This window comes from Rhizobium sp. AC27/96, from assembly GCF_001692325.1.
In the GTDB taxonomy this organism is placed as follows: domain Bacteria; phylum Pseudomonadota; class Alphaproteobacteria; order Rhizobiales; family Rhizobiaceae; genus Rhizobium.
Genome location: NZ_LXKN01000012.1, coordinates 1 through 21,120, shown reverse-complemented (window position 1 = coordinate 21,120; position 21,120 = coordinate 1). Strand labels below are relative to the sequence as shown.

Sequence of the window (21,120 nt, the reverse complement as noted above, 5' to 3'; positions counted from 1 at the left end):
TCGTCCTTTCATCAAAGCAGCGGCCGTTCGGCGGCGCGCGCCGGCCAAACGGCGATCGGCTTGGATTGTCCCTTCATCGAAATGGAGAGACGGGTGAAACTGTTGATCGAGGTGTAAAGCCCGAAAAAACGGTCGAGAACACTGCCGAAGAGATAGGCCGAGGGCCTGTCAATTGCCGAGGGGTCGAATTCCAGCCGGATATCGGTGCCGGGGACCATGCCGCCGCTGCCGAGGCGGGCCATCGAGCTCTTCGCCTCGATCCGCACCAATGCGTCGGCAAGTTGCCGTGTCTCGCGGCTGTCGCGGAAGGCGTAAAGAGCCAGGATGTCCTTCAGCGCTGCACCATCATTGTCGAAAATCGAGAGATGGTTGAGCTGCAGATGCGACATGAGCCGCCAGTTGCGTCCCTGTTGTTCGCTCATCCGTACCGAGGGGGTAGGGGCCATCAGCGCTTCGACAGTGCCAACCGCTTCGCTGCCGGAGGCAAGCTGCAGATAGGGGTGGCCGCCGCCGAACGGCAGCTGTTCGGGAAGCTCACGATTGAGGCAGAGCGCATCGATGCTGGCGATCTTGTCAATGGACCCGGCCGGCCGCCTTGCGCGATCGACAAAGGCGATTTCCATGTCCGAGGTGCCGTCATCGGCGTCGAAGCGCCGCGCACATTGCCAGAATAGCGACGAGGCTCCGCCTTTCAGGCTGCGGCCGAAGAAGGGCTGGCACTGCTCCTCCTCGCCGGTGCGCCCTGAGACGAGCACGTTTTCAATCGTGTAGATCTCACGCGTCTTTTGCCGTCTGGCGTCCGGCAGCACGCGATATTCCGTGCGCGTGCCGTTAAGGGCCAGGGGTTCGCAGGTCTGGCGGAAGATATTGACCACCGGCGTCGCATTGAGCACGAAATCGCGGGCCGAAAGCGTCCGCTCCAGCTTTATGCTGGTTTCGTCGAGATAGATGAAGATCTCCAGCGTCTCGCCGTCCCAGGCCTTCAGCCCGGTAATGTCGATGAAGAGGAATTTCTGCGGCAGAGCGAAGAATTCCGTGAGCAATCGATAGCCGGCGAAGCTCGATGTCGGGTAAGGCAGTATGGCTTCATCCGGGTCGAAGCCTCTCGGCCGAAGCGCTTTCGCCGGCAGCATCACGGGAGCACGATCATCGGCATGTCGGGCAAGCGCGATGCCGAGCGTATGGTTGGCGAGCAACTCGTGGATGGCCACCGCCTGCTGCCAGGAGGAGGCAATATGCAGTCTGAGCCGATCAAGGCCGATTTCACTGATGGACTTGTTCGTGTCGCGCGGGCGGATCGAAAGACGCAGGCAACCGGCCGCCCCTGCATGCGGTGAGGGTGGCGCGCTGATCGGATGACCCGTCAACGAAGCCGAGACGATTTCAATCGGCGCAACATCCGTATCCTGCGTAGTGCGAAAACGGCAGCTCTCGCCGCCGATCGGCTCGGCGAAGATCTCTGTGTGGCGGGGAACCGTCTGCACTGAGGCGAGCGTGTTGCTCGGCGCCAAGCGCACGATGCTCATCGAGGGCAGCGGCGCCAGATAATGCGGGTAGAGGGTTTCGAGCAGGCCGTCCGTCAGTTCCGGGAACTCGTCGTCGAGTTTCTGGCGTACACGGGCGGCCGAATAGGCAAAGCTCTGGATCAACCGCTCGACATGGGGATCGTCGGCCACCTCGCCGGTCACGCGTAGCCGGCCGGCGATTTTCGGGAAAGCATCGGCGAAACGCGCCGCGCGGCGACGGATGGCAGCGAGTTCGTCATTGTATCGCTGCAGGAAACCGTCAGCCATTGCCGGCCTCCACCAGAAAGCGCTGGGTCGATGGATCAATCGTCGATTCAAAGCTGATCGGCGGCATGCCCTCGTGCACGCGAAACGTCGCCTGGATACGCATGCGCAAGGCGCGTTCGCCATTGCCGCGGCTTTTCAGGATGCTGACGCGCACGTCCGAAAGACGTGTCTCGAAAAGCGCGATCCGCCGCTCGATCAGTCTGGCGAGGCGGGTTTTGGCCTCGTCGGTGACGAGGTTCGCCGACACCATGCCATCGACGCCGAACGAAACCAGGGCATCGCCGAGTTCCTCATGGATCGATGGCGGAGCGGTCGGCCGGCGGCGCGTATTGAGCAGCGCTTCCAAGTCGCGGCGAATGCATTCGCGCAACTCACGCAGCTGTTCGGCCGATGTCAGTGGCGGGTCCTGCAATCGATCCGGGTTTTCGTCGATCAGCCGATCGATGATCGATCTGGCGACGATCCGTTCCCGGGGTCGGTAGCGTTCGAGCGGATCAGCCATGGGCGGCGCGCCTTGTCTGGTCGGCATCAAGCGACACGGCTTCCAGCGTCTCCAGTTCGTGGAAGGAGATGACGTCGTCCCCCGCCAGGAAACATTTCTGGCCGCGTCCGGTCGTAATACCGGTCGGCTCGTCGATCCATTCGGTTTCGCGGCCCAGCAGCAGCCTGGCGCCCGTCGTTCCGTGATAGATTGCCGGCAGGAGAACCGTAGCAACGGCGCCGTCGACAAGTTCCAGTTCTGCCGAGCGGAAAGCAAGGTCACGGGGCCGCGAGATCGGCTCGACGCGAAGGGCGGCGAGCCGGGAAAAGTCGATCCAGAGATAAGCCCCGCCGGTCATGATCACTTCAAGCGCATGGGGGATGCGGTCGTCAAGATCGCGAAAATCGGAAACCGGCCGGCCGTTCCAGCTCATCGGCCGTTCACCCCGGATCTCTTCCAGGGATTGAAGCTCAGCGGCAGCATCCTTCGAGCCATCGCGATGCGCGACTGCGACTTTCAATGCAGCTTGGTCAAGCGCAGTCGGGCCGTTTGGAAAGTCCGGCGCCGCCGCGGTATCGAACCATGCCGATCGGGCTGCCATCGCCCGCAGTTGATTGCGCAACAGCGCAAAGCCCATCGTATCTTCCGGCGCGAAGGTGGCAGCGAGATTGCATTGGGCATCAGCGCGCGCATAGTCGCCGGAAAGGATCAGCAGGTCGATGAAAAGGTACCTGGCGTCCTTGTCGCTGGGCGCCGTCTTCACGTGTGCCTTCGCCAGCTCGATCGCCTCATCGAGGGCGTTTTCACTTAGTGCTTCGGCGATCTTGGCGGAGAGGGTCATGCAGACATCCTTTGCGGCACGTTTGCGGGACGGGAGAGCGCAACTGTCGAATTCGCTGTCTCCGCGACGAGATGAAAACTGGTGGATACATCGTCGAGCTGGAAATGCGGCTGTAGCCGCACGGTGCAGGCAAACATGCCGGGCTTGCCGGGAATTTCATCGACGGTGATGCCGGCTGAACGCAATGGGAACCGCACGCGCAACGGCACGTCGGCATCGTCGTTGCCGAGCGTATAGCTGGACAGCCAGTCATTGAGCTTGCGTTCGATCGAGGCGGTATCGGCAAGCCGGCCGATCTCATCGCGCATGATGACCTTGAGGTAGTGCGAGAACCGGGAAGCGCAGAGCACATATTGCAGCATGGCGGCGATGCGGGCGTTCTGCCGCGCCTGCTCGCTCGAATAATGCGGCGGCGCGTGTAGTGACTGATTGGAATTGAAGATTACCGAGGAGGAGAGGTAGGTGGTTGCGACCGGCACGAGCCCGAGTTCGCAGAGTTGCTGCTCTTGCGTATTGGTCAGGCGTATTTCGACCGGCGCCTGTTCCGAAAGACCATGGCTTTCCGTTCCAAGGTCATATGGCGCCAGTTCCTGCGCACTCAGCAGGCCACCGTCGACTGCATCCTGGGTAACGCCTCGAATATCTGCAAACCATCCGGATTCGACGAAGTTGCGGATGACGATCATCGCAAAGGCGAAGGCGCCGTTGCCCCATAACAGACTGCCGCCATCGGCAGCTATGTTTTCGCGGAACGGAAACTGATCGTAGCGATCGCGTGAAAATGCCTCATAGGGCGAGCGCATGAGGACACGAGGGGCGACCAGCCCCAGAAAACGCGAGTCTTCACGCGCGCGAAGTCCGTTCCAGCGAATGCGCGTCGGATCATAGGCAAGCCAGGAAAAGTCCTGGACGCGGTTCAATTCGTTGAAGTCGTTGAGGCCGATCGCCTGCGGTGACGCGGCAGCGATGAAAGGGCAGAAGGCGGCCGCTGCGGCCATGCCGATTTGGGTCAGCGCACCGATCGTGTCGCCGCCATTCGGATCCTGGGGCGAGAGCTCGTAGTCACCGACCAAAAGACCGAAAGGCTCGCCGCCGGGCATGCCGAATTCGCGGCTGTAGATCAGCTCGAAAAGATGGCTCTGATCGAAATCGGTGGTGCGTTCAAGATGCCGCGACAGCTGCGCCCAGCTGACGCTCAACAGCTTGATCTTGACCTCTTCCGACTGCCCAGTTTGATGTACGAGCATGTCGAGCCCGCGCCACCGCGCTTCCATCGCCTGGAATTCGGGGTGATGCAGGATGGCATTGACCTGCCGGTTCAGGGCATCGTCGATCATAGCGATCACGCGATGCACCTGACGGGGCCAGGCGGCTCTCGATTCCATCGTCGTCGCGATCATGTGGCTGACTGAAGGCGCGCGGACGGCTGGTAGCCGCCGCGCGGTCTCCCCTTAGTTCTTGCTCGGAATGCGGGCGACCATTCGCAGCGAAGTGGTCAACTCTTCCATCTGGAGCCAAGGTCGCATCCAGGCGACGGCATTGTAGGAGCCGGGCTTGCCGGGAACCTCCTGGACCGTCACCTTGGCGTCGCGCAACGGATATTTGGCGCGCGATTCCTCGCCTGCGTCGTCATTGGCGTTGACATAGTTCGAAATCCAGCGATTGAGCCAGTTTTCGCAGTCCTCGGCTTCCATGAAGGAGCCGATCTTGTCGCGGCCCATCACCTTGAGATAGTGGGCAAAGCGCGACGTCGCCATCATGTAAGGCAGGCGAGCGGAGACAGCGGCGTTGGCTGTCGCCTCCGGCTTGTCGTAGAGCTTCGGCTTATGCGTGGTCTGGGCGCCGAAGAACACGGCATAGTCGGTGTTCTTGTAGTGGCAGAGCGGCAGGAAGCCGAGCTTGCCGAGTTCGGCGTCGCGGCGGTCGGTAATGCCGACTTCGGTCGGGCACTTGAGATCCAGGTCGCCATCATCGCTCGAAAAGATGTGCATCGGCAGATTTTCGACCTTGCCGCCATTTTCGGCGCCACGGATCGCGGTGCACCAGCCGCTCTGGGCGAATGCGTCGGTCAACCGGGTTCCCATGACGTAGGATGCGTTCATCCAGCAGTAGGAATTGTGCTCGAGTTCTCCGGTCTTGGAATGTTCGGTCTCGTCGAAGCCGAAGTCATCGATCGGATTGGTCTTCGGGCCGTAGGGCATGCGGGCGAGAACGCGGGGAAGCGCAAGCGTGACGAAACGCGAATCTTCGCTATCGCGCAGGCTGCGCCACTTGGCGTATTCCACCGTCTCGAAGATCTTTTCGAGATCGCGCGGACGGGCAAGCTCACGATAATCGTCGAAGCCGAACATGCGGGGGCTTGCGGCTGAAATGAAGGGGGCGAAGGCGGCTGCCGCGATCGACGAGATGGCCTGCAAGGTCTGCACGTCGTCGAAAGAGTTGTCGAATTCGTAGTCGCCGATCAGCGCGCCCATGGGCTCGCCACCCGGTGTACCGAATTCATCTTCGTAGATCGACTTGAAGAGCCGCGACTGATCGAATTCCACGGCCTTTGCCAGATCCTTCGAGACATCGCGCTTGGATGCGTTCAGGACGCGGATCTTCAGATTGACGCTGGTCTCGCTGTTCTTGACCAGATAGTTCAATCCACGCCAGCTGCCTTCCAGCTTGGCAAATTCCGGCGACTGCATGATCGCCGCGAGCTGCCGGGAAATCTTCCGATCGAGCTCGGCTATGGCGTTGTTGAGGGTTACCGTCAGGTTGCGGTCGTAGGTGACGGTGCCCTTCAGAGCCTGGTCCGTCAGCGTCCTCAACAGATCCTGTGCGCGATCCGGTTCGGTTTGCCGGGTGGCGGAAACGATTTGCGTCAGAAGATCCTCTGCCGGCGCAAACTCGGCCTCTTTGGTCTTCAATTGGCTTTCAGCGCTCATTTTTCGATCCTTACGGAAGATGCAGCGATATCGGTGAGGCTTGCGCGCTTGCCGCTACCGGCTGCTTGAAACAGAACTGAACGACCCGACAGGCGGATCGTGATGGCAATCAGCTGGCGGCGGGCTTTTCTTCCACACCGAGCTCGGACATCAGCTTCGAGAGATCCGCCTTGTTTTGCAGGACTTCCTCGAGCAGTCGTTCCAGCTCTTCCGAGCGGTCGGCCTTGCTCATCAGGTCTCGAAGCTGGTTGCGGGCGTCCAGCAGCGCCTTCAGCGCGGGGACCTGGTTGACGACCGAGCCGGGCTCGAAATCGTCCATGCTCTCGAACTTGAGCGAGACGGGCAGTTGCGAACCATCGCCTTGCAGCGTGTTTTCGACCGATATGTTCAAACCAGGCGTCATGCGGCGCATGACATCGTCGAAATTGTCGCGATCGATCTGCACGAACTTGCGTTCGCCGAATGGTTTCAGCGGCTGGGTCGGATTGCCGGAGAAATCACCGAGCACGCCGACGACGAAGGGTAATTCCTTCACGACCATGGCGCCTTCGGTCTCCACTTCGTACTTGATGTGGACCCTCGGCTTGCGTACTCGCTCCAGTTTTTCATGAACACTTGCCATAAGCTTCTCCTTCAATCCCAAGCGGGCAAACTTGCTTTTCACATGTGGCACAACTCGACTTTGGGAAGAGCTGGTTGCAAAAAGTTCAAAATTGGTTGTGTCCGTCAGCCACCCTTGTTGGACTTTGGCTGGATTCCAGCCGCCGTCAGCACGGCGTTTCGGGTTTGTTGTTCGGGTAGCAATTCGGCCAGCAACTCAGAGAAATCCATGCGTCCCCGCCGCACCATCGTCTCGATCGCCATTGAGATCGGGGAGTGCGGCTCCGTGCGGCGGAAGTAGCGCGCAACGGCAAGCATGAGCTCGAACGCCTCCTCGCGGGATCCTATCGTTTCGGCATTGAGGGTGCGTGGAAGTATCTGAGCCGGTTCACCCCCACCTGCCGGCGCCTGTGGCGCAACTCCGTCTTCGACCGTGTGAGCCTCGATACCGGCAAGAGCGCGAAGCGCCGATGCGGCTTCATGCAGGACGTTATGCGTGTTGGAGCTGGGCGGCGCCATCGCGCCGCAGCGCTCGTTCAGGATCGCCACAAGGCGGTCAAAAGCGACGAGGCAGCCGCTGAGGTGTTCGAGGTGGGAGCTCATGGCGGCAGTGCCGGCCACGATGACGGCCTGGTTCAGTTCATCGCGCCGTCTGGTCTCGTTAGGTCGTTGTGAAAGCTGGAAATCCCAAAGCGAAAACTGGCCGAATTTCATGCCAGGCACGAGCGGAGTAAGCCTGATTGCCTGAATGATTGTGCCCTCGCCACCTACGCCGTTCAGCCCTGCGAGAGGCGCCAGGCGTTCTTCCATGTCGTCCTCGCCGACAGAATGGAATCTCTCCCAATGCTTGTCTAAAAGCGACGCAATTCCCTCGTAGACATCCTTCAATCCTTCAAAACCGCGCAAACGTAGTTCTGCTTCCGCGAGCCACGCCAATACTTCGAGATCCTTACTTTTTGAAGAAACAATCTGCAATCCCAGATTGCTAACGTCTGACCAGGCAGGTGGAAGACTAATATTCTCCCCGGGTGATATACCTCGTTCTGCAGCGCGCGCCTGGTTTCTTGCGTCCTTTATTCTGTAGTATATTTCGCGCAATGAAGTATTGCTGCGCATGTTTTCTCCACATGGCGCATTTTCTTCAAATGGAGTCTCTATGTTTCGCACATTGAGCAGAGGCTTAACTCCAAATTTATAACTACATCATCCAAGCGCAAGATAGTTATGTCGATATATTCCATTGTCAACCGTGTATATTCTGCAAAGGAATTATGACAATCAGAAATTAGAAAGTCCGGAAAAAATTAATGTTTGCGGTCTGGACACATTTGGATAAGCGCCCTAGTTGTTCGACCGGCATGGAGGATACACCCAACTAGAAACCTAAGGAGGAGATTTCCACGTGTCGAACATCGATCTCAATCGTCTGATCAGAACGCTTGAGCCCGAATTGCGTGTCGGTCTCGAGGCCGCAGCGTCACTTGCTGCGCGCGAACGGCATGCCGCCGTGGATGTCGCAAACTGGATACGCGTATTGCTGGACGTATCGGAAGTTTGCTCTTTTTTTGAAGGGCTTAACGTATCTTCGCAGGCTTTGCGCACCGAGCTTGATACCGCCATCGCGGAATTGCCGCGGGACGGCGGCAATGCGCTGGTGCTGTCCCAGAACCTCCTTGCCTTGATGCGGGAGGCGTGGCTCGTCGCTTCGCTTCAATGTGGTCGAAAAAGCATCACCTTGGCCGATCTTTTGACCGCTTTGACCGACGATCAGTCGCTGCGAATCATGGCTCGCGGCATGGCGCCGTCCCTGCGGGATATCGACCGCAATGCTCTTGAGAAGCGCTTGAATGCCACGTCGTCGGCCGATGAGCCGGCTTCGTTGTCATCGCAATCATCACCAGCTTCCGCTGCCGGTGAGAACGAATTTCTGCGTCTGTACACCCGGGACATGACGGCCGATGCCAAGCTCGGTCGCATAGATCCGGTCATCGGGCGCGATCGTGAACTGCGCCAAGTCATCGATATCCTGATGCGGCGTCGCCAGAACAATCCGATCCTCGTCGGGGAGGCCGGCGTCGGCAAGACCGCCGTCGCCGAGGCGCTGGCGCTTGAGATCGCCTCTGGAAACGTGCCGGACATGCTGAAGCCGGTCAGGATACTGTTGCTCGACCTCAGCCTGTTGCAAGCCGGTGCGGGTGTTAAGGGTGAGTTCGAACGACGCCTGCACGGTGTCGTTGCCGCGGTTCAGGCTTCGCCGGAGCCGATCATCCTTTTCATCGATGAGGCACATGGTCTCATTGGCGCAGGCGGTCAGGCAGGGCAGGGCGATGCGGCCAATATCTTGAAGCCGGCGCTTGCGCGCGGGGAACTCAGAACGATCGCCGCAACGACCTGGAGCGAATACAAGCGCCACATCGAGAAGGATGCGGCGCTGACCCGGCGCTTTCAGGTCGTCCAGGTGCTCGAGCCCGACGAAGAGACGGCAATTCGTATGCTGCGGGGCGTCGTCGACAGCTTCAAGGCCCACCACAAGGTTCGCATTCGCGACGAGGCGCTGGCTGCCGCCGTTCGCCTTTCGGCACGCTACATCCCTGCACGGCAACTGCCGGACAAGGCGATCAGCCTCATCGATACCGCTGCCGCTGCCGTGTCGTTGGCCCGGCAAACAGTCCCTGAGGCGCTGAATAGCCTGCGCCACGAGCAGGAGATGCTCGAATCCGAGGTGGAGGCGCTGTCCGCGGAGCCACCAACGCCGGAGCTGACTGCCCGCCTGACCATCATCGGCAACGAGAAAGCCGAGGTGATCGCCGAGATCGAACGGCTTCAGGCCAAGCTGGACGAAGAAATTCGGCTGTCGAAAGAAGCCGACAGAATTGAAGCGCTCCTGAAAGAGCCCCATGCGCAGCCGGCAGCAGATGAGGCACCGGCGCGTGGTGACAATGTCGCGCTTTTCCCGCCGCACGGCTCATCGCCTGAAACAATCAAGGCCGCGTTGGCGCAAGCGGAGCGATATCTCGCGGAGTTTGCCGGCGAAATGCCCCTCGTTCCCCGTGTGGTCGACAAGGAAGTCATCGCCGGCATCGTCGCGCGCTGGACGGGGATTCCGGTCGGCAAGCTGCTCTCGGATCAGGTCCAGACAGTCAAGACGCTCGACGCCAGGCTCAAGGAGCGAGTTCTGGGTCAGGATGCGGCGATCGACCGGATTTCGGCGGCGATGCGGTCTGCGCGCGCCGGACTTTCCGATCCGCGCCGCCCGCCCGCCGTCTTCCTGCTGGTTGGCATGTCGGGAACCGGCAAGACGGAAACGGCGCTTTCGCTGGCCGATCTTCTCTATGGCGGCAGTCAGTATCTGACGACCATCAACATGTCGGAATTCAAGGAAGAGCATAAGGTTTCCCTGCTGCTCGGATCGCCGCCCGGCTATGTCGGCTATGGCGAAGGCGGGGTTTTGACCGAGGCCGTGCGCCGCCGTCCCTATGGTGTCCTGCTGCTCGACGAAATCGACAAGGCGCATCCTGGCGTCCAGGAAGTGTTCTACCAGGTGTTCGACAAGGGCACTCTGCGCGATGGCGAAGGCCGCGATATCGATTTCAAGAACACGACCATCGTGATGACGGCTAATACCGGCTCGGAACTGCTGGCGGCTCTCGCTGTAGATCCCGATACCATGCCGGAAGGCGAGGCGCTGGAGGCCCTGCTGCTTCCGGAATTGCAGAAGCATTTCAAGCCCGCCTTCGTCGGACGCACCACGGTTCTGCCCTTCATGCCGCTCAACGGCGAGACCTTGAGCGGCATTGTCGACATCCAGATCGACCGCATTCGCGATCGTGTCGCAGCGTCCTATGGCACGAGCGTTTCGCTGTCGGGAGAGGCTCGCGAAGCGCTGGTTGCACGCGCAAAGGCAAGCGAACTGGGCGCCCGCGCCATCGAGACCATGATCGGCCGCGATCTTCTTCCCGAACTGTCGACCTTCTTCCTCGATGCGGTTGCGGCGGGACGGAGAATTGGCGGCATCATCATCAGTTTTGGCGATCACCGGTTCCTCATCGAGGAAAGCCAGGTGGACGACGACGAATTCGCTGACCGTGGACAAGGCGGCACGGCGAATGAAGCAGCCCCGGACGACCACCATGTCCGGATGCGGCATTAGACGGAAAGGTAACCCGCCTTGCAGCGACAGGGCGAATTCAATCCTAACAGGAGAGTTGAGAGCATGCCGATTTATCTGCAGATCGACGGAATTCAGGGCGATGCCACCCACGAACAGCACAAGAAGTGGATGGACATCGAAGTCATTCACTGGAACGTCTCGCGCAACATGAAGACGTCGGCCGGTTCGGCGGCGAACCGTGAAGCTTCCGAACCCACCGTTTCGGAAGTCATCCTGACCAAGGTCAGCGATTCCTCGTCAACCAAGCTGTTCCAGGAAGCATGCTCCGGCCGCACCGGCAAGCAGGCCGTCATCCATCTCGTGACGACTGGCAATCCGGGCGACACCTACATCGAATACACGCTCACCAACACGCTGATCGCCAGCTACTCGGTCGATTCCAATGGCGATCGCCCGGTCGAAACGATCAAGCTCAACTTCACCAAGATGGAAGTGAAGTACACGCCTTACGACGACTCGCAATCGCCGCAGTCGCCGATGATCGCGTCTTACGATCTGGCAACCACCAAGGCAGCATAAAATCCACTGTGGAAAGGAGGCGCCGGCCAAGTGCGGTGGCGCCTCCATCCTATCCGCGTATCTCAAGTCAAGCATGGCGCTCTGCGCAGATGAATCCGGGATTGCGATGTCGATCTTGGGGGCATGTCGTGGCCGTTCGGGAAAAGCAGGAGATCATCCCGTGAGTGGATTGCCGATAGATAAAGTGTCTTTGACGCCGCAGCATCTCATCGTCGAATATGTTTCGACCGAAAGCATCTTCGGCATGGTCGCGCCCAGCTACAAGATCAAGGGCGTAAAGGTCGTTGGTACGAGCCACGTTCAGGTCATGCGCTATGTCTACACGATTGCGCAGGTCGAGGATGTCTATTTCGAAGGCAAGAAGCTGCGCGAAATGCCGGGCTTCCGCGAGCTTCTGACCGAGTGGATCAAGCCGGGCGAACAGATCGTCAGCGTTCCCAATGGGAAGGTGAGCATCGTTCACAGCTACACCGGCAAGAAGAATATTCTGAAGGCGACGGCCCTCGAGCATTACAAGGTGGCCGTGCCGCTGGCGTTCCTGGACATTGTCGGGAAGGATCCCGCGCCCAACAAAATTCTCTACGGCAATCCGGCGGTGCCCTTCATTCAACAGGGCGACGAAAATCCAATGGCGGCTGCATATTACAACAGCCAGTCGGGCCGCTTCGAAATTCTGCATCAGTTTGACAAGCTTACCCTGCTGCAGAATTTCCAGCGACGCTTTGCACAGGCGATGTCTGCAACCGGCTAAATGACCGGCCGCCGGACACAATCGGCTTTGGCATGATGGAAAAGCGAGAAGCGCGTAATGACTGATCAGCCCTCATCTGAAGATTTCATCCAGGCGACCCGAAATCTCAGGGTCGTCTCGCCGCTTGGCACGGACCAGCTCCTGCCGGAGCGCGTGATGATAACGGAGGGCGTCTCTTCGCTTTTCGAAATCCGTCTTTCCGTGCGCGCCAAGCGGGAGGTGATCCAGCCGCAAGAGCTGATCGGCCGGCTGGTGGATATTTCGATCGAGGTCCAGCAGGCCGAAGATGGCGGCGACGGGATTCGCCGCCCCTTCAACGGCCTGGTGACGTCGCTTCAGGAAGGGCCGCCGATCACGCGCGGCCTGCGCTCATATTCGATGGTTCTGAAGCCGCAGATGTGGCTGCTGTCCCAGCGCTCGGACTGCCGCATATGGATGGACAAGACCAGCATCGATATCGTCGAGACGCTGTTTTCCGAGCACGGCATTCCGGCGCCCGACGTCTCCGGTGTGGTCACGCCACCGCCGCCGCAGCACTACTCGGTGCAGTGGAACGAAACGGATCTCGACTATTTGACCCGCCGTTTCGAGGAAGACGGCCTGTTCTACTGGTTCTCCCATGAGAACGGCAGCCACCGGCTGCATGTGGCCGACGGCGCCAATTCATGGGCCGGACCATCGCCATCCGCCGAAGGTGAGAGCAGGGTGCGCCTGGCGCAGGGCTCGACCGACCGCAACCATATCAGCGAATGGATGAAGCACTACGCTTACGTTCCGGGCCAGCGCGCCGGCGCCGACTGGAATTTCGAAACGCCGCAGATGGTGCCAGGCACGGCTACGCCTTCTCTGGTGCAGATGCCGGGCGCGATGAAGCGCGAACTTTACGAATATCCCGCTCGCATTTCCTCCGTCTCTGAGGCCGAGCGGGCGCAAAAGCTTCGCATGCAGGCAAGCGAGGCTGACCATAACCGTGTCGTCGGACAGTCTTCATCGCGGATACTGGAGGCGGGGCGGCGCTTTACGCCCTATGAGGTGGCCCATCCGGAGCATGTCTACGAGGAGCATGTCATCGTTCGCGCGACCCATTTCGCCGTCGATCCCTCCTATGAAACCAACATGGACCAGCCGGAATACACCAACGAATTCGAGGCGGTGCCGTCACGCGTCGCCATGACGCCGCATCGCGAGACCGAACGGCCGCGCATTCGCGGCACGCAGGTGGCTATCGTTGCAGGTCCTTCCGGCGAGGAAATCCATCCGGACCAATATGGCCGCATCAAGCTCTGGTACCCGTGGGATCGGCGCGCCAAGAAGGATGGCTCGGACACTTGCTGGGTGCGCGTTGCCCAGAACTGGGCAGGTGGAACCTGGGGCGGACAGGTTATTCCCCGCATCGGCATGGAAGTCATGGTCGCCTTCATCGACGGCGATCCGGACAGGCCGCTGGTAACCGGCGTGGTGCCCAATCCGAATAATGGCGTGCCCTATGACCTTCCCGGCAACAAGACCCGCATGGTCATGCGCTCCAACACGCACAAGGGTACCGGCTTTAATGAAATGACCTTCGAGGACGATGCCGGCCGGGAAAATATGTTCTTCCACGCGCAGAAGGACCAAACGACACGCATTCGCAATGACCGCACAAAGCGCGTCGACCGCCACGAGGTCTCGTCGATCGGCGGCAACCGCGCCGTCGAGGTGAGCGGCAACCAGAAACATGAGGTCGGCGGGTCGCTCAACATGGTTGTGGGTGGCACGGGCTCTGGCGCAATGGACGCGCTTACAGGGGTCATGGGCCTTGCGGGCCAGACTTCGGCGCTCCTCCAACAGGCCGGGCAGATGGTCGGTGGCGGCGGCCCGGCTCTTGGTGCGTTCGGAATGACCCTTGCTTCCTCCGCACTCGGATTTTTATCCGGGGGTGGTCTGGCATCGCGCGCCGGCGTCGTCTCCGGCCAGACCCCGCGCAAGGATGCGGGTACGGATCTTGCTGCTTCCGGCACCGGAATGGGGGAGGACGCTGGCGGCTTCTTCCCGCTTTCCGGCATCATGAACACGATTGTCCAGTCGTTCCAATCGACCAGCGTTGGTGTCGCCCAGGTCCAACAGATCGGCATGAGCAAGATCACGAATGTCGGCCAGACCCATATGGAGACGGTTGGAAAGGAACAGCACACCTCCGTTGGTGAGAAGATCAACATCGAGGTCGGGCAGCTCTACAACATCGTTTCCGGCGATAAATATCATGGCGAAGCCAAGGTCTGGGAAATCTACGCGAACGATGAAATCCGCCTCTCGGCGCCCGGCGGCTACATCACCATCGATAAGCAGGGTATCAAATTCTACGCGTTAAAAATCGATATCGAGGGCAATCAGATCAACTTCAGGAAAGGTGGTCCGGGCAAGGGCCCTTCATGCCTCAAGAAGATGTCGCAGTCCTCCACGCCGTTCGTAAGGGGATAGGCAAATGGATAGTGCTCCTCCCGATACTGCGGATACCGACGAAAAAAGCCATGTTTTCCAGGCGGCGCTCGACACCATGCCGAGACCGTTGTTTGCCGTACTCGACGGCGGGCATTTCGATGATCTGGAAGATGAATTGGCCAATGCGGGCATTGTGAGCCGCTCGCTGTTCCTGAAGGGCGGCGACACCGCCATGCGGCGGGACGGGCCATGGCTGGTTGCGTTGAAAGACAGGAAGACACACGAGCATATTGAGCAACTCGCGCTCGAAAAGCCATGTGCCGTTTTCTGGTCCTGCCCCGACGGGGAGCAGGCATTGTGGCGACATTTGCGCAGCATAAACCAGGTATTGGTGCCTGATGACAGGATCCCGGAAAATAACGGGCAGTCAGGCAGGCCCATCGCCTATGAGCGCGTATTGTTCCGGCATTGGGACCCGAATGTCCTGGGCAGCTTCATGCCGTTGCTCTCGGTCAAGCAGTTCGCGCGCGTCCTTGGGCCAGCAACGGCGATCCTCACCAAAGTCACCGATACCGGCAGGTTCAAGCGTGCATTAAGACCGAAAAATCTGCCTGAAGCGCCGAGAGGCCCGCTCAGATTCGAATTGGCGCAGATCGAGCGCGTTTCGGAAGCAAAAATTCGGGTGATGAACGAACGGGTGTCTGAATACCTCAGCTCTGTTGCCGAGCAAAAAACCAAAGAATTCTCGGGAGATGAGTTTTCAGCATTTGTCGAGAGCTCGATCAAGGAATCGAGTGATCTTGGGGTTACTTCCGAGGGCGCGCACTGCCGTTGGGCTTACATGAAACTTGTGTCGGGAGGGCGTATCACCGCCTCTCCGCACGTTATCGGAGCGATGCGGGCGGACGACGTCGACATGCCGCCCAATGAGCGGGTCAAGGTTCTCATGCAGAAGATCATCCAGGAAATGAGGGGAGGCTGAAGTTGGCAGCAATCTTGCTATACCCACCTTTTTGGGTGGCAGTTGGAGAGGCCGCTTCCGCCGCAGCTCCTTGGGTCGCCGGTGCACTGGGCATAGCTGTGACTGCGAAAGTTGCTTCAGACCATATGAGCAAGGCGGAGGATCAGGCAAAGGCACGAGATGAAGCCGGAACGGACACGTGTACGACCGGAAACTGCCCTTGCCATGGCGTCGCGGTGATTTCGAAAAGCAGATATCCGGAGTCAGCACAACACATACTGGATGCACAAGCGGCCGGCCAGCCGTCAATCTTGACAATCGACCGACCGAATGCTCCCCTACGGAGAGCGGCTGCAACCGGCCGCTTCCCGAGGGAGCCAGGAATGCAGCCCGATGAATATCCGCCTGCAATGTTTCTAGAAGGCGGCGCCGGCGCTAGCGTGCGCAATATCACCGCTGGTGATAATATGGGCGCCGGGGCTTCTATGGGCAATCAGCTCCGAAAGTATCGAGATGGTTGTAAAGCCACTATTATCGTTGGACCTTGATCATGGCTGAAATATTTCCACTTTTCATTAGCTACCAACAGGTAGCTGTGTTCGATCCCAACATGGACAATCCCTTTAACGACTGGGGATCGCGTCATGTCTCGCAAGGGTTTTCCTGGCGCGCTGAGAGCGTTTCGTTCAGAGTTCCCGATGGGGAAGGATGTATCGTCGAAGTGCTGCAGGGCAATGAGCCCTCAACACTCACGGGTGTGCCTACGCGCGAAATCTTGACGCCTTTTGAAGTCGCCAAGGATAATCTCGTCGCTGTCGGATCGATCACCGAGGAACATAATGTTTCAATTCCGAGTGGGGCGAAGTATCAATTGACTTTCGAATTGTTGCCTGCCGGAGTGCATGGGGACAATAAGTTCGACCATGCTATTCGATTCAGGTTCGTGAAAGCAGACAATCCCATTTTTGAAATCCGCAAAGCAGATGGTGAGATGGATACATCCTCACCGCTTGATCTGCATGCAAGACCAGCTCAGTGAGTTAGTGGTGTTGTCCTGTTGTGTGGATATCGTTCATAAAGGCGTCGCCGATATTCTGTTCCGGCCGATGGAAGAACGTGACTCTGCTCGCATTCACGATATCCATACTGATTGTATAATGCTCTCCTTAGGCAAGCATTATACTTCGCTTCAAATCAGGACATGGCTGGAAGGGCGGAGTCCTTACGGCTATCTGTATGGCGCAATGACCGGCGAGAACTATCTGGTTGCAGAGCAAGAAGGGTTGCTTGTTGCATTTATCAGCTGGCGCGGAGATGAGTTGCGCTCGCTATTTGTTTGCCCTGAAAGACAACAGTCCGGCATTGGCTCTCTTTTATTGAGGTGCGATGATCGATTGGCTGATGTCAAATATGTGCAGGCAACTCTGAACGCTGTTGGCTTCTATGGAAAATTCGGTTTCGAGCCTGTCTCGAGCGGCTATGTAGAGAAGCGGGGTGTCAGAATTCCATATATGCATATGCGAAAGCCCGACGTTCACCCCACGCATTGAGGCCAGCCGCAGTACGGACCTTTGTATCGTTGGACGCGGAAACACGAGCTTGAGGAGACTGATTTGGGTCAGCCAGTGACGCTCAAAGGCCAGATGCACTTTTGCCCGGCGTGTGATCCAGGGCCGAAGCCGCATGTGGGTGGCCCGGTGCAGAGCACCAGCCAGGATTTCGTCAAAGTGAATGGTATTCCGATCGCCACTGTCGGCGATAAATGCCTGTGTACGGGCGTCCCGACCACGGCGGCGATTACGGGTGGATCATCGATAGCGAACATCAACGGCAATAAGGTCGCGCGCATGGGTGATTCCTGCGAGCACGGCGGTCGACTGTCGCAGGGCGAAGCGTGGTTGAGGTTTGACTAGCTGTTCGCGTCTTAATCAAACCTCGCTTGCCTCAGCCCTTTAATCGATTGATCAGCTTTATATTGGCTGACATAGTTCCGCCGCGCACCCGCCCATAGCAAGCAAAGATTAATCGATGACCGAACCCGCCAACCCATCCACCTTGTCCGTATCCGCTCGCCCCTTGGCGAAGATCAGCCTAAAATGGGGCATGGTCGAGGAGCCCACGCTATCCATCCTGGAGAAGTTCCAGCTCCTGCGGGATCTCGGTTATGATGGGGTTGAGCTGGATTCGCCCAATGATTTGCCGATCGACGAGGTGCTGAATGCCCGCGACAAGACCGGTCTCGCTATTCCGGGCCTCGTCAATGCCGTGCACTGGAAGCGACCGCTGACGGATCCGGATCCATCGGCGCGCCAGGCTTGCGTCGATTCGATGGTCAAGGCGCTCCATGATGCAAAGCTCTATGGCGCTACGACGGTGCTGCTCGTTCCCGGCGTCGTCAACGCTGCCACCAGCTACAAGAGCGCCTATGCGAGAGCCGGCGAGGAGATCGCCAAGATCCTGCCCGCCGCGCAAGAGAGCGGCGTATCGATCGCACTCGAAAACGTGTGGAACGACTTTCTGCTGAGCCCGCTCGAGGCGGCGGATTTCGTGGACCGTTTCGACCATCCGAAGCTCGGCTGGTATTTCGATGTCGGCAATATTCTGCGCTACGGCCGGCCGACGCATTGGATCGAGGCGCTCGGCAAGCGCATCCTGAAGATCGACATCAAGGAATACAGCCTCGAGAAGATGAACAGTGAAGGCCCGTGGAAAGGCTTCGATGTCGAGTTGGGCGAGGGCGACTGCGATTGGGTTGCGGTCAACAAGGCCCTGTCTGATATCGGCTATTCGGGCTGGGGCTCGATCGAGGTGCCGGGAGGCGATCGACATCGCCTCGCCGATCTGAAGAAGCGCGTCGACCGCATCGCCGCGCTCTAGCCTTGAGGGCAATCGTCAGCGGCAGGCGGCTACAAACATCGCCTTCGCGTTCTTCAGGCTGGTTTCGCAGCCGAACTGCGTGGGCTCATGGCCTTCATATTCCAGCGAGACGAAGCCGTCATAACCCGAGGCGACGATGTCCTCGATGATCGACTGAACAGGCAGGTCGCCATAGCCGAAGACCGCGCCGCGAATTGCCTGGCCGCCGACCGTCTGCAGCCAGTCCGCGCCAGGCGCTGTCTGGCGTACATAGAAATCCTTGAGGTGGACGAAACTTGCGTGGGGGAGGCAGGCACGCGTTCCTGTCAGGGGAGGCTCGTCGACGCACAGAAAATTGCCGATATCGACCGTCAGCTTGAAGCTTGGCAGGTTGACGGCATGCAGAAGCCGCTTGATACGCTCGCTCGAGTTCATGAAGAAGCCGTGATCCTCGACGCTTGTGGTGACGCCATAGCGCCCGGCATGAGCGGCAAGCTCATGGCTGGCTTCGGCGATTGCCGGGAAAGCCGCTTCGAACTGGCCAAGCTCCGTTACGCGCAGCGACCATGGCACGACATCGTGGCGCAGGAAACGAACGCCGAGCTTGTCGCAAAGCTCGACATAGCGCTTCAGCCGGCCAAGCTGGAATTCCCGTTGGTCATCATCAATGAAATTGCCTGATGTGCAGAGGCCGGAAAGCGGCACGCCGCTTTTCTGCGATGCGTCCGTCAGCCGCGCCACCGTCGCCGCATCGTGGCTGAGGTCATATTGCAGATCCTGTCCTTCGGGCGCGACGGAAAGCGTCGCCAGTTCGACGTGATCGCCGCCATGCTTGCCGACCCAAGCAAAGACATCCTCGATCCGCATGGCGCCGCTCTGCATCAACGGACGGAAACTGTATGAACTCAAACCTATCTTCATCATGCCTCTCCTTGAGCGCTTTCAAAACTTTGTTCGACAGCTTAACAATCCCGATTGACATCGGCTACGATACATCCTTGTTTAAAATCAAATTGATTTAACGATAGGGAATAGCAGGAATGTCTCGTCAGTCTGCCGACGTCGTCATCATCGGAAGCGGTCCTAACGGCTCGGCCTATGCGCGGGTTATCAGGAATAACTGGCCGGAAGCGCGTATCCTGATGGTGGAAGCCGGCCCGCAGATCCTGCCGCAAAAGGGCGCGCATCTCGACAATATCGTCGACCTCGATGAGCGTGCCGCCTTCGAAGTCTATGCCCAGGGTGGCGACCGCAGCCCGCGCATGCCGATCAACAAGGAAGAATGGGAGGCTCGCCGAGCCGGTGGTTTCGATCATTCGCTGCTGCGCCGCTCGGGCCTTTTCATCGCCAACGACGCCGATGCCCAGGATGATAACCTCTTTGCCGGCTTTTCGGCAGCCAATGTCGGCGGCATGGGCACGAAATGGTCGACCGGCACGCCCGTCCCATCCGAAATCGAACTGGTGCCCTTCATCCCCGCCGATAAGATGCACAAGGCTCTGGCAGTGTCGGCAGGATTGCTCGGTACCAACAAAGACCCACGGGCCGGCGACATTGCGGCCATCGCCATGCGCGAGCGCCTGGGCGAGGTCTTCAACCCCGGCCGCACGCCCGATCGCGTCGTCCAGCCGATGCCGCTTGCCGCAACGCCCGGTCCTCATGGCCTGCGCTATCACGGCACCGACGTCGTGCTCGGCGACCTCGTCGATGAGCCGGCGGAACGCTTTCATATTCTCTCCGAAACCGCCTGCCGCCGGGTGATCCATGAAAATGGCCGCGTCACGGGTGTCGAACTTGTCCGCGCCGGTTCGGGAGAAACCTTCATCGTTGCCGCCGGCACGGTCGTTGTTGCCTGTGACTCACTGCACACCCCGCAGCTGCTCTACGCCTCGGGCATCCGTCCCGAAGCGCTCGGCCGCTATATCAACGACCACTATATCGTCTCGCAGATAACGGAGATGCAGACCGACGTGCCGATGACCGCGATGAGTTGGATTCCTGCCACCAAGGATTTCCCCTATTCGGTCACCATCGCTCCGGCCAGTCTGCACTCGATGCCGCAAGCCAGCGACATGAGCGGCCAGCCGGTCGGCATGGGTGTCTTCGTACCCTCCGATATCAGCGCCGAAAACCGCGTCACCTTCGATGACGCCCGCCGTGACTGGCTCGGCCTGCCGGCTATTTCCATCCAGTGGCGTCAGTCGGAGGGCGACAAGGCACGTCTGGAAGAGGCCAAGGGCCAGGCCCAGCGGATTTCCGCGATCATTGGTCGTCCGGCTCCCGGCTTTGCCACCTTCGTGCAGCCTGTCGGCTCGTCGTTGCATTATCAGGGCACGATCCGCATGGGCGAACGCGACGATGGCACCAGCGTCTGCGACAGGAACTCCAGGGTTTGGGGCTTCGACAACCTCTATGTCGCCGGCAATGGCGTCATTCCCACGATGACCGCCACCAACCCGACCCTGTTCAGCGTCGCTCTCGCCAGCATCGGCGCCAGCCAGATTGCTGCCGCTCGCCGCACCGCCTGATCGGGAAATTGCGAAGATAACGACACAAAAACTCAAGAGGTTCTGGCGATCGGGGGCCACGCTAATTGCGTGGCCCCCGACCTGCCGGAGGAGCTGTGCTTCTGACCACTTAGGCGGATGGTCGAGTTGGATGACCGTTTATCGGGGTCGCCGTTATGGCCTTCGTATTCTTCGTATTTTTAGAATTTCTTGCTTGCGGCGACTTTAGCGCCGACGGATTTCTGTCCGTCGCCTTCGATATTGAAGAGGATGCTGGTGTCGAGCATCC

The 21,120-nt window shown here is 59.3% G+C and carries 19 protein-coding genes; 11 read left to right on the top strand and 8 right to left on the bottom strand.

What is annotated here, in order from left to right; translation table 11 throughout:
• Positions 1–11 precede the first annotated feature (11 nt).
• From tssF to tssA, 7 genes are all read right to left on the bottom strand, one after another.
• Positions 12–1,793: a type VI secretion system baseplate subunit TssF gene (tssF, locus tag A6U86_RS11135; RefSeq protein ID WP_068390619.1), complete on the bottom strand. Its 1,782-nt coding sequence runs from the start codon at positions 1,791–1,793 to the stop codon at positions 12–14.
• Positions 1,786–2,295: a type VI secretion system baseplate subunit TssE gene (gene tssE / locus A6U86_RS11130; RefSeq protein WP_068390616.1), complete on the bottom strand. Its 510-nt coding sequence runs from the start codon at positions 2,293–2,295 to the stop codon at positions 1,786–1,788. Before tssE ends, tssF begins: the two co-directional genes overlap by 8 nt.
• On the bottom strand, positions 2,288–3,115 hold the full coding sequence (locus tag A6U86_RS11125) for a type VI secretion system accessory protein TagJ (RefSeq protein WP_068390612.1): 828 nt from the start codon (positions 3,113–3,115) through the stop codon (positions 2,288–2,290). The genes tssE and A6U86_RS11125 overlap by 8 nt, the downstream gene beginning before the upstream one ends.
• Entirely contained in the window at positions 3,112–4,515 is a 1,404-nt protein-coding gene (gene tssC, locus A6U86_RS11120) for a type VI secretion system contractile sheath large subunit (protein WP_083196788.1), read from the bottom strand. Before tssC (A6U86_RS11120) ends, A6U86_RS11125 begins: the two co-directional genes overlap by 4 nt.
• A gap of 51 nt (positions 4,516–4,566) precedes the next feature.
• Positions 4,567–6,045 (bottom strand): type VI secretion system contractile sheath large subunit, encoded by a 1,479-nt coding sequence (tssC, locus tag A6U86_RS11115; RefSeq protein WP_068390609.1) that lies wholly within the window; start codon positions 6,043–6,045, stop codon positions 4,567–4,569.
• Positions 6,046–6,154: 109 nt separating this feature from the next.
• Positions 6,155–6,667, bottom strand: a complete 513-nt coding sequence (gene tssB, locus A6U86_RS11110; protein ID WP_068390605.1) for a type VI secretion system contractile sheath small subunit — start codon at positions 6,665–6,667, stop codon at positions 6,155–6,157.
• Between the two features lie 104 nt (positions 6,668–6,771).
• Entirely contained in the window at positions 6,772–7,812 is a 1,041-nt protein-coding gene (gene tssA / locus A6U86_RS11105; protein WP_275507233.1) for a type VI secretion system protein TssA, read from the bottom strand.
• A 235-nt stretch (positions 7,813–8,047) separates the two neighbouring features.
• Between tssA and tssH the strand changes: the two genes are divergently transcribed.
• The 10 genes from tssH to A6U86_RS11060 all read left to right on the top strand — a co-directional run bounded on the left by tssH (position 8,048) and on the right by A6U86_RS11060 (position 18,345).
• Positions 8,048–10,795, top strand: coding sequence for a type VI secretion system ATPase TssH (gene tssH, locus A6U86_RS11100; protein WP_068390599.1), 2,748 nt, complete (start codon positions 8,048–8,050; stop codon positions 10,793–10,795).
• A gap of 63 nt (positions 10,796–10,858) precedes the next feature.
• On the top strand, positions 10,859–11,335 hold the full coding sequence (locus tag A6U86_RS11095; protein WP_034511314.1) for a type VI secretion system tube protein Hcp: 477 nt from the start codon (positions 10,859–10,861) through the stop codon (positions 11,333–11,335).
• Positions 11,336–11,495: 160 nt separating this feature from the next.
• Complete coding sequence (locus tag A6U86_RS11090; protein ID WP_068390597.1) at positions 11,496–12,086, top strand: hypothetical protein; 591 nt, start codon at positions 11,496–11,498, stop codon at positions 12,084–12,086.
• A gap of 57 nt (positions 12,087–12,143) precedes the next feature.
• Positions 12,144–14,546 (top strand): type VI secretion system Vgr family protein, encoded by a 2,403-nt coding sequence (locus A6U86_RS11085; protein WP_068390594.1) that lies wholly within the window; start codon positions 12,144–12,146, stop codon positions 14,544–14,546.
• A 4-nt stretch (positions 14,547–14,550) separates the two neighbouring features.
• Positions 14,551–15,489 (top strand): DUF4123 domain-containing protein, encoded by a 939-nt coding sequence (locus A6U86_RS11080; RefSeq protein ID WP_068390592.1) that lies wholly within the window; start codon positions 14,551–14,553, stop codon positions 15,487–15,489.
• Positions 15,490–15,614: 125 nt separating this feature from the next.
• Positions 15,615–16,016, top strand: a complete 402-nt coding sequence (locus A6U86_RS34670) for a NucA/NucB deoxyribonuclease domain-containing protein (protein ID WP_083196797.1) — start codon at positions 15,615–15,617, stop codon at positions 16,014–16,016.
• 2 nt (positions 16,017–16,018) lie between these two features.
• The gene (gene comJ, locus A6U86_RS11075; protein WP_068390588.1) at positions 16,019–16,507 is read left to right on the top strand and encodes a competence protein ComJ; all 489 of its coding nucleotides are present in this window, start codon (positions 16,019–16,021) and stop codon (positions 16,505–16,507) included.
• A complete protein-coding gene (locus A6U86_RS11070; protein ID WP_068390585.1) occupies positions 16,488–17,018 on the top strand; it encodes a GNAT family N-acetyltransferase in 531 nt (176 codons plus the stop codon). Before comJ ends, A6U86_RS11070 begins: the two co-directional genes overlap by 20 nt.
• Positions 17,019–17,081: 63 nt before the next feature.
• A complete protein-coding gene (locus A6U86_RS11065; protein ID WP_068390832.1) occupies positions 17,082–17,381 on the top strand; it encodes a PAAR domain-containing protein in 300 nt (99 codons plus the stop codon).
• A 115-nt stretch (positions 17,382–17,496) separates the two neighbouring features.
• Positions 17,497–18,345 (top strand): sugar phosphate isomerase/epimerase, encoded by an 849-nt coding sequence (locus A6U86_RS11060; RefSeq protein WP_244509876.1) that lies wholly within the window; start codon positions 17,497–17,499, stop codon positions 18,343–18,345.
• Positions 18,346–18,360: 15 nt separating this feature from the next.
• Here A6U86_RS11060 and A6U86_RS11055 read toward each other — a convergent pair whose 3' ends face one another.
• Positions 18,361–19,245, bottom strand: coding sequence for a sugar phosphate isomerase/epimerase (locus tag A6U86_RS11055; protein ID WP_068390828.1), 885 nt, complete (start codon positions 19,243–19,245; stop codon positions 18,361–18,363).
• A 119-nt stretch (positions 19,246–19,364) separates the two neighbouring features.
• Here A6U86_RS11055 and A6U86_RS11050 point away from each other — a divergent pair, with 119 nt between their 5' ends.
• Positions 19,365–20,852, top strand: a complete 1,488-nt coding sequence (locus A6U86_RS11050; RefSeq protein WP_068390580.1) for a GMC oxidoreductase — start codon at positions 19,365–19,367, stop codon at positions 20,850–20,852.
• The last annotated feature ends 268 nt before the right edge of the window (positions 20,853–21,120 follow it).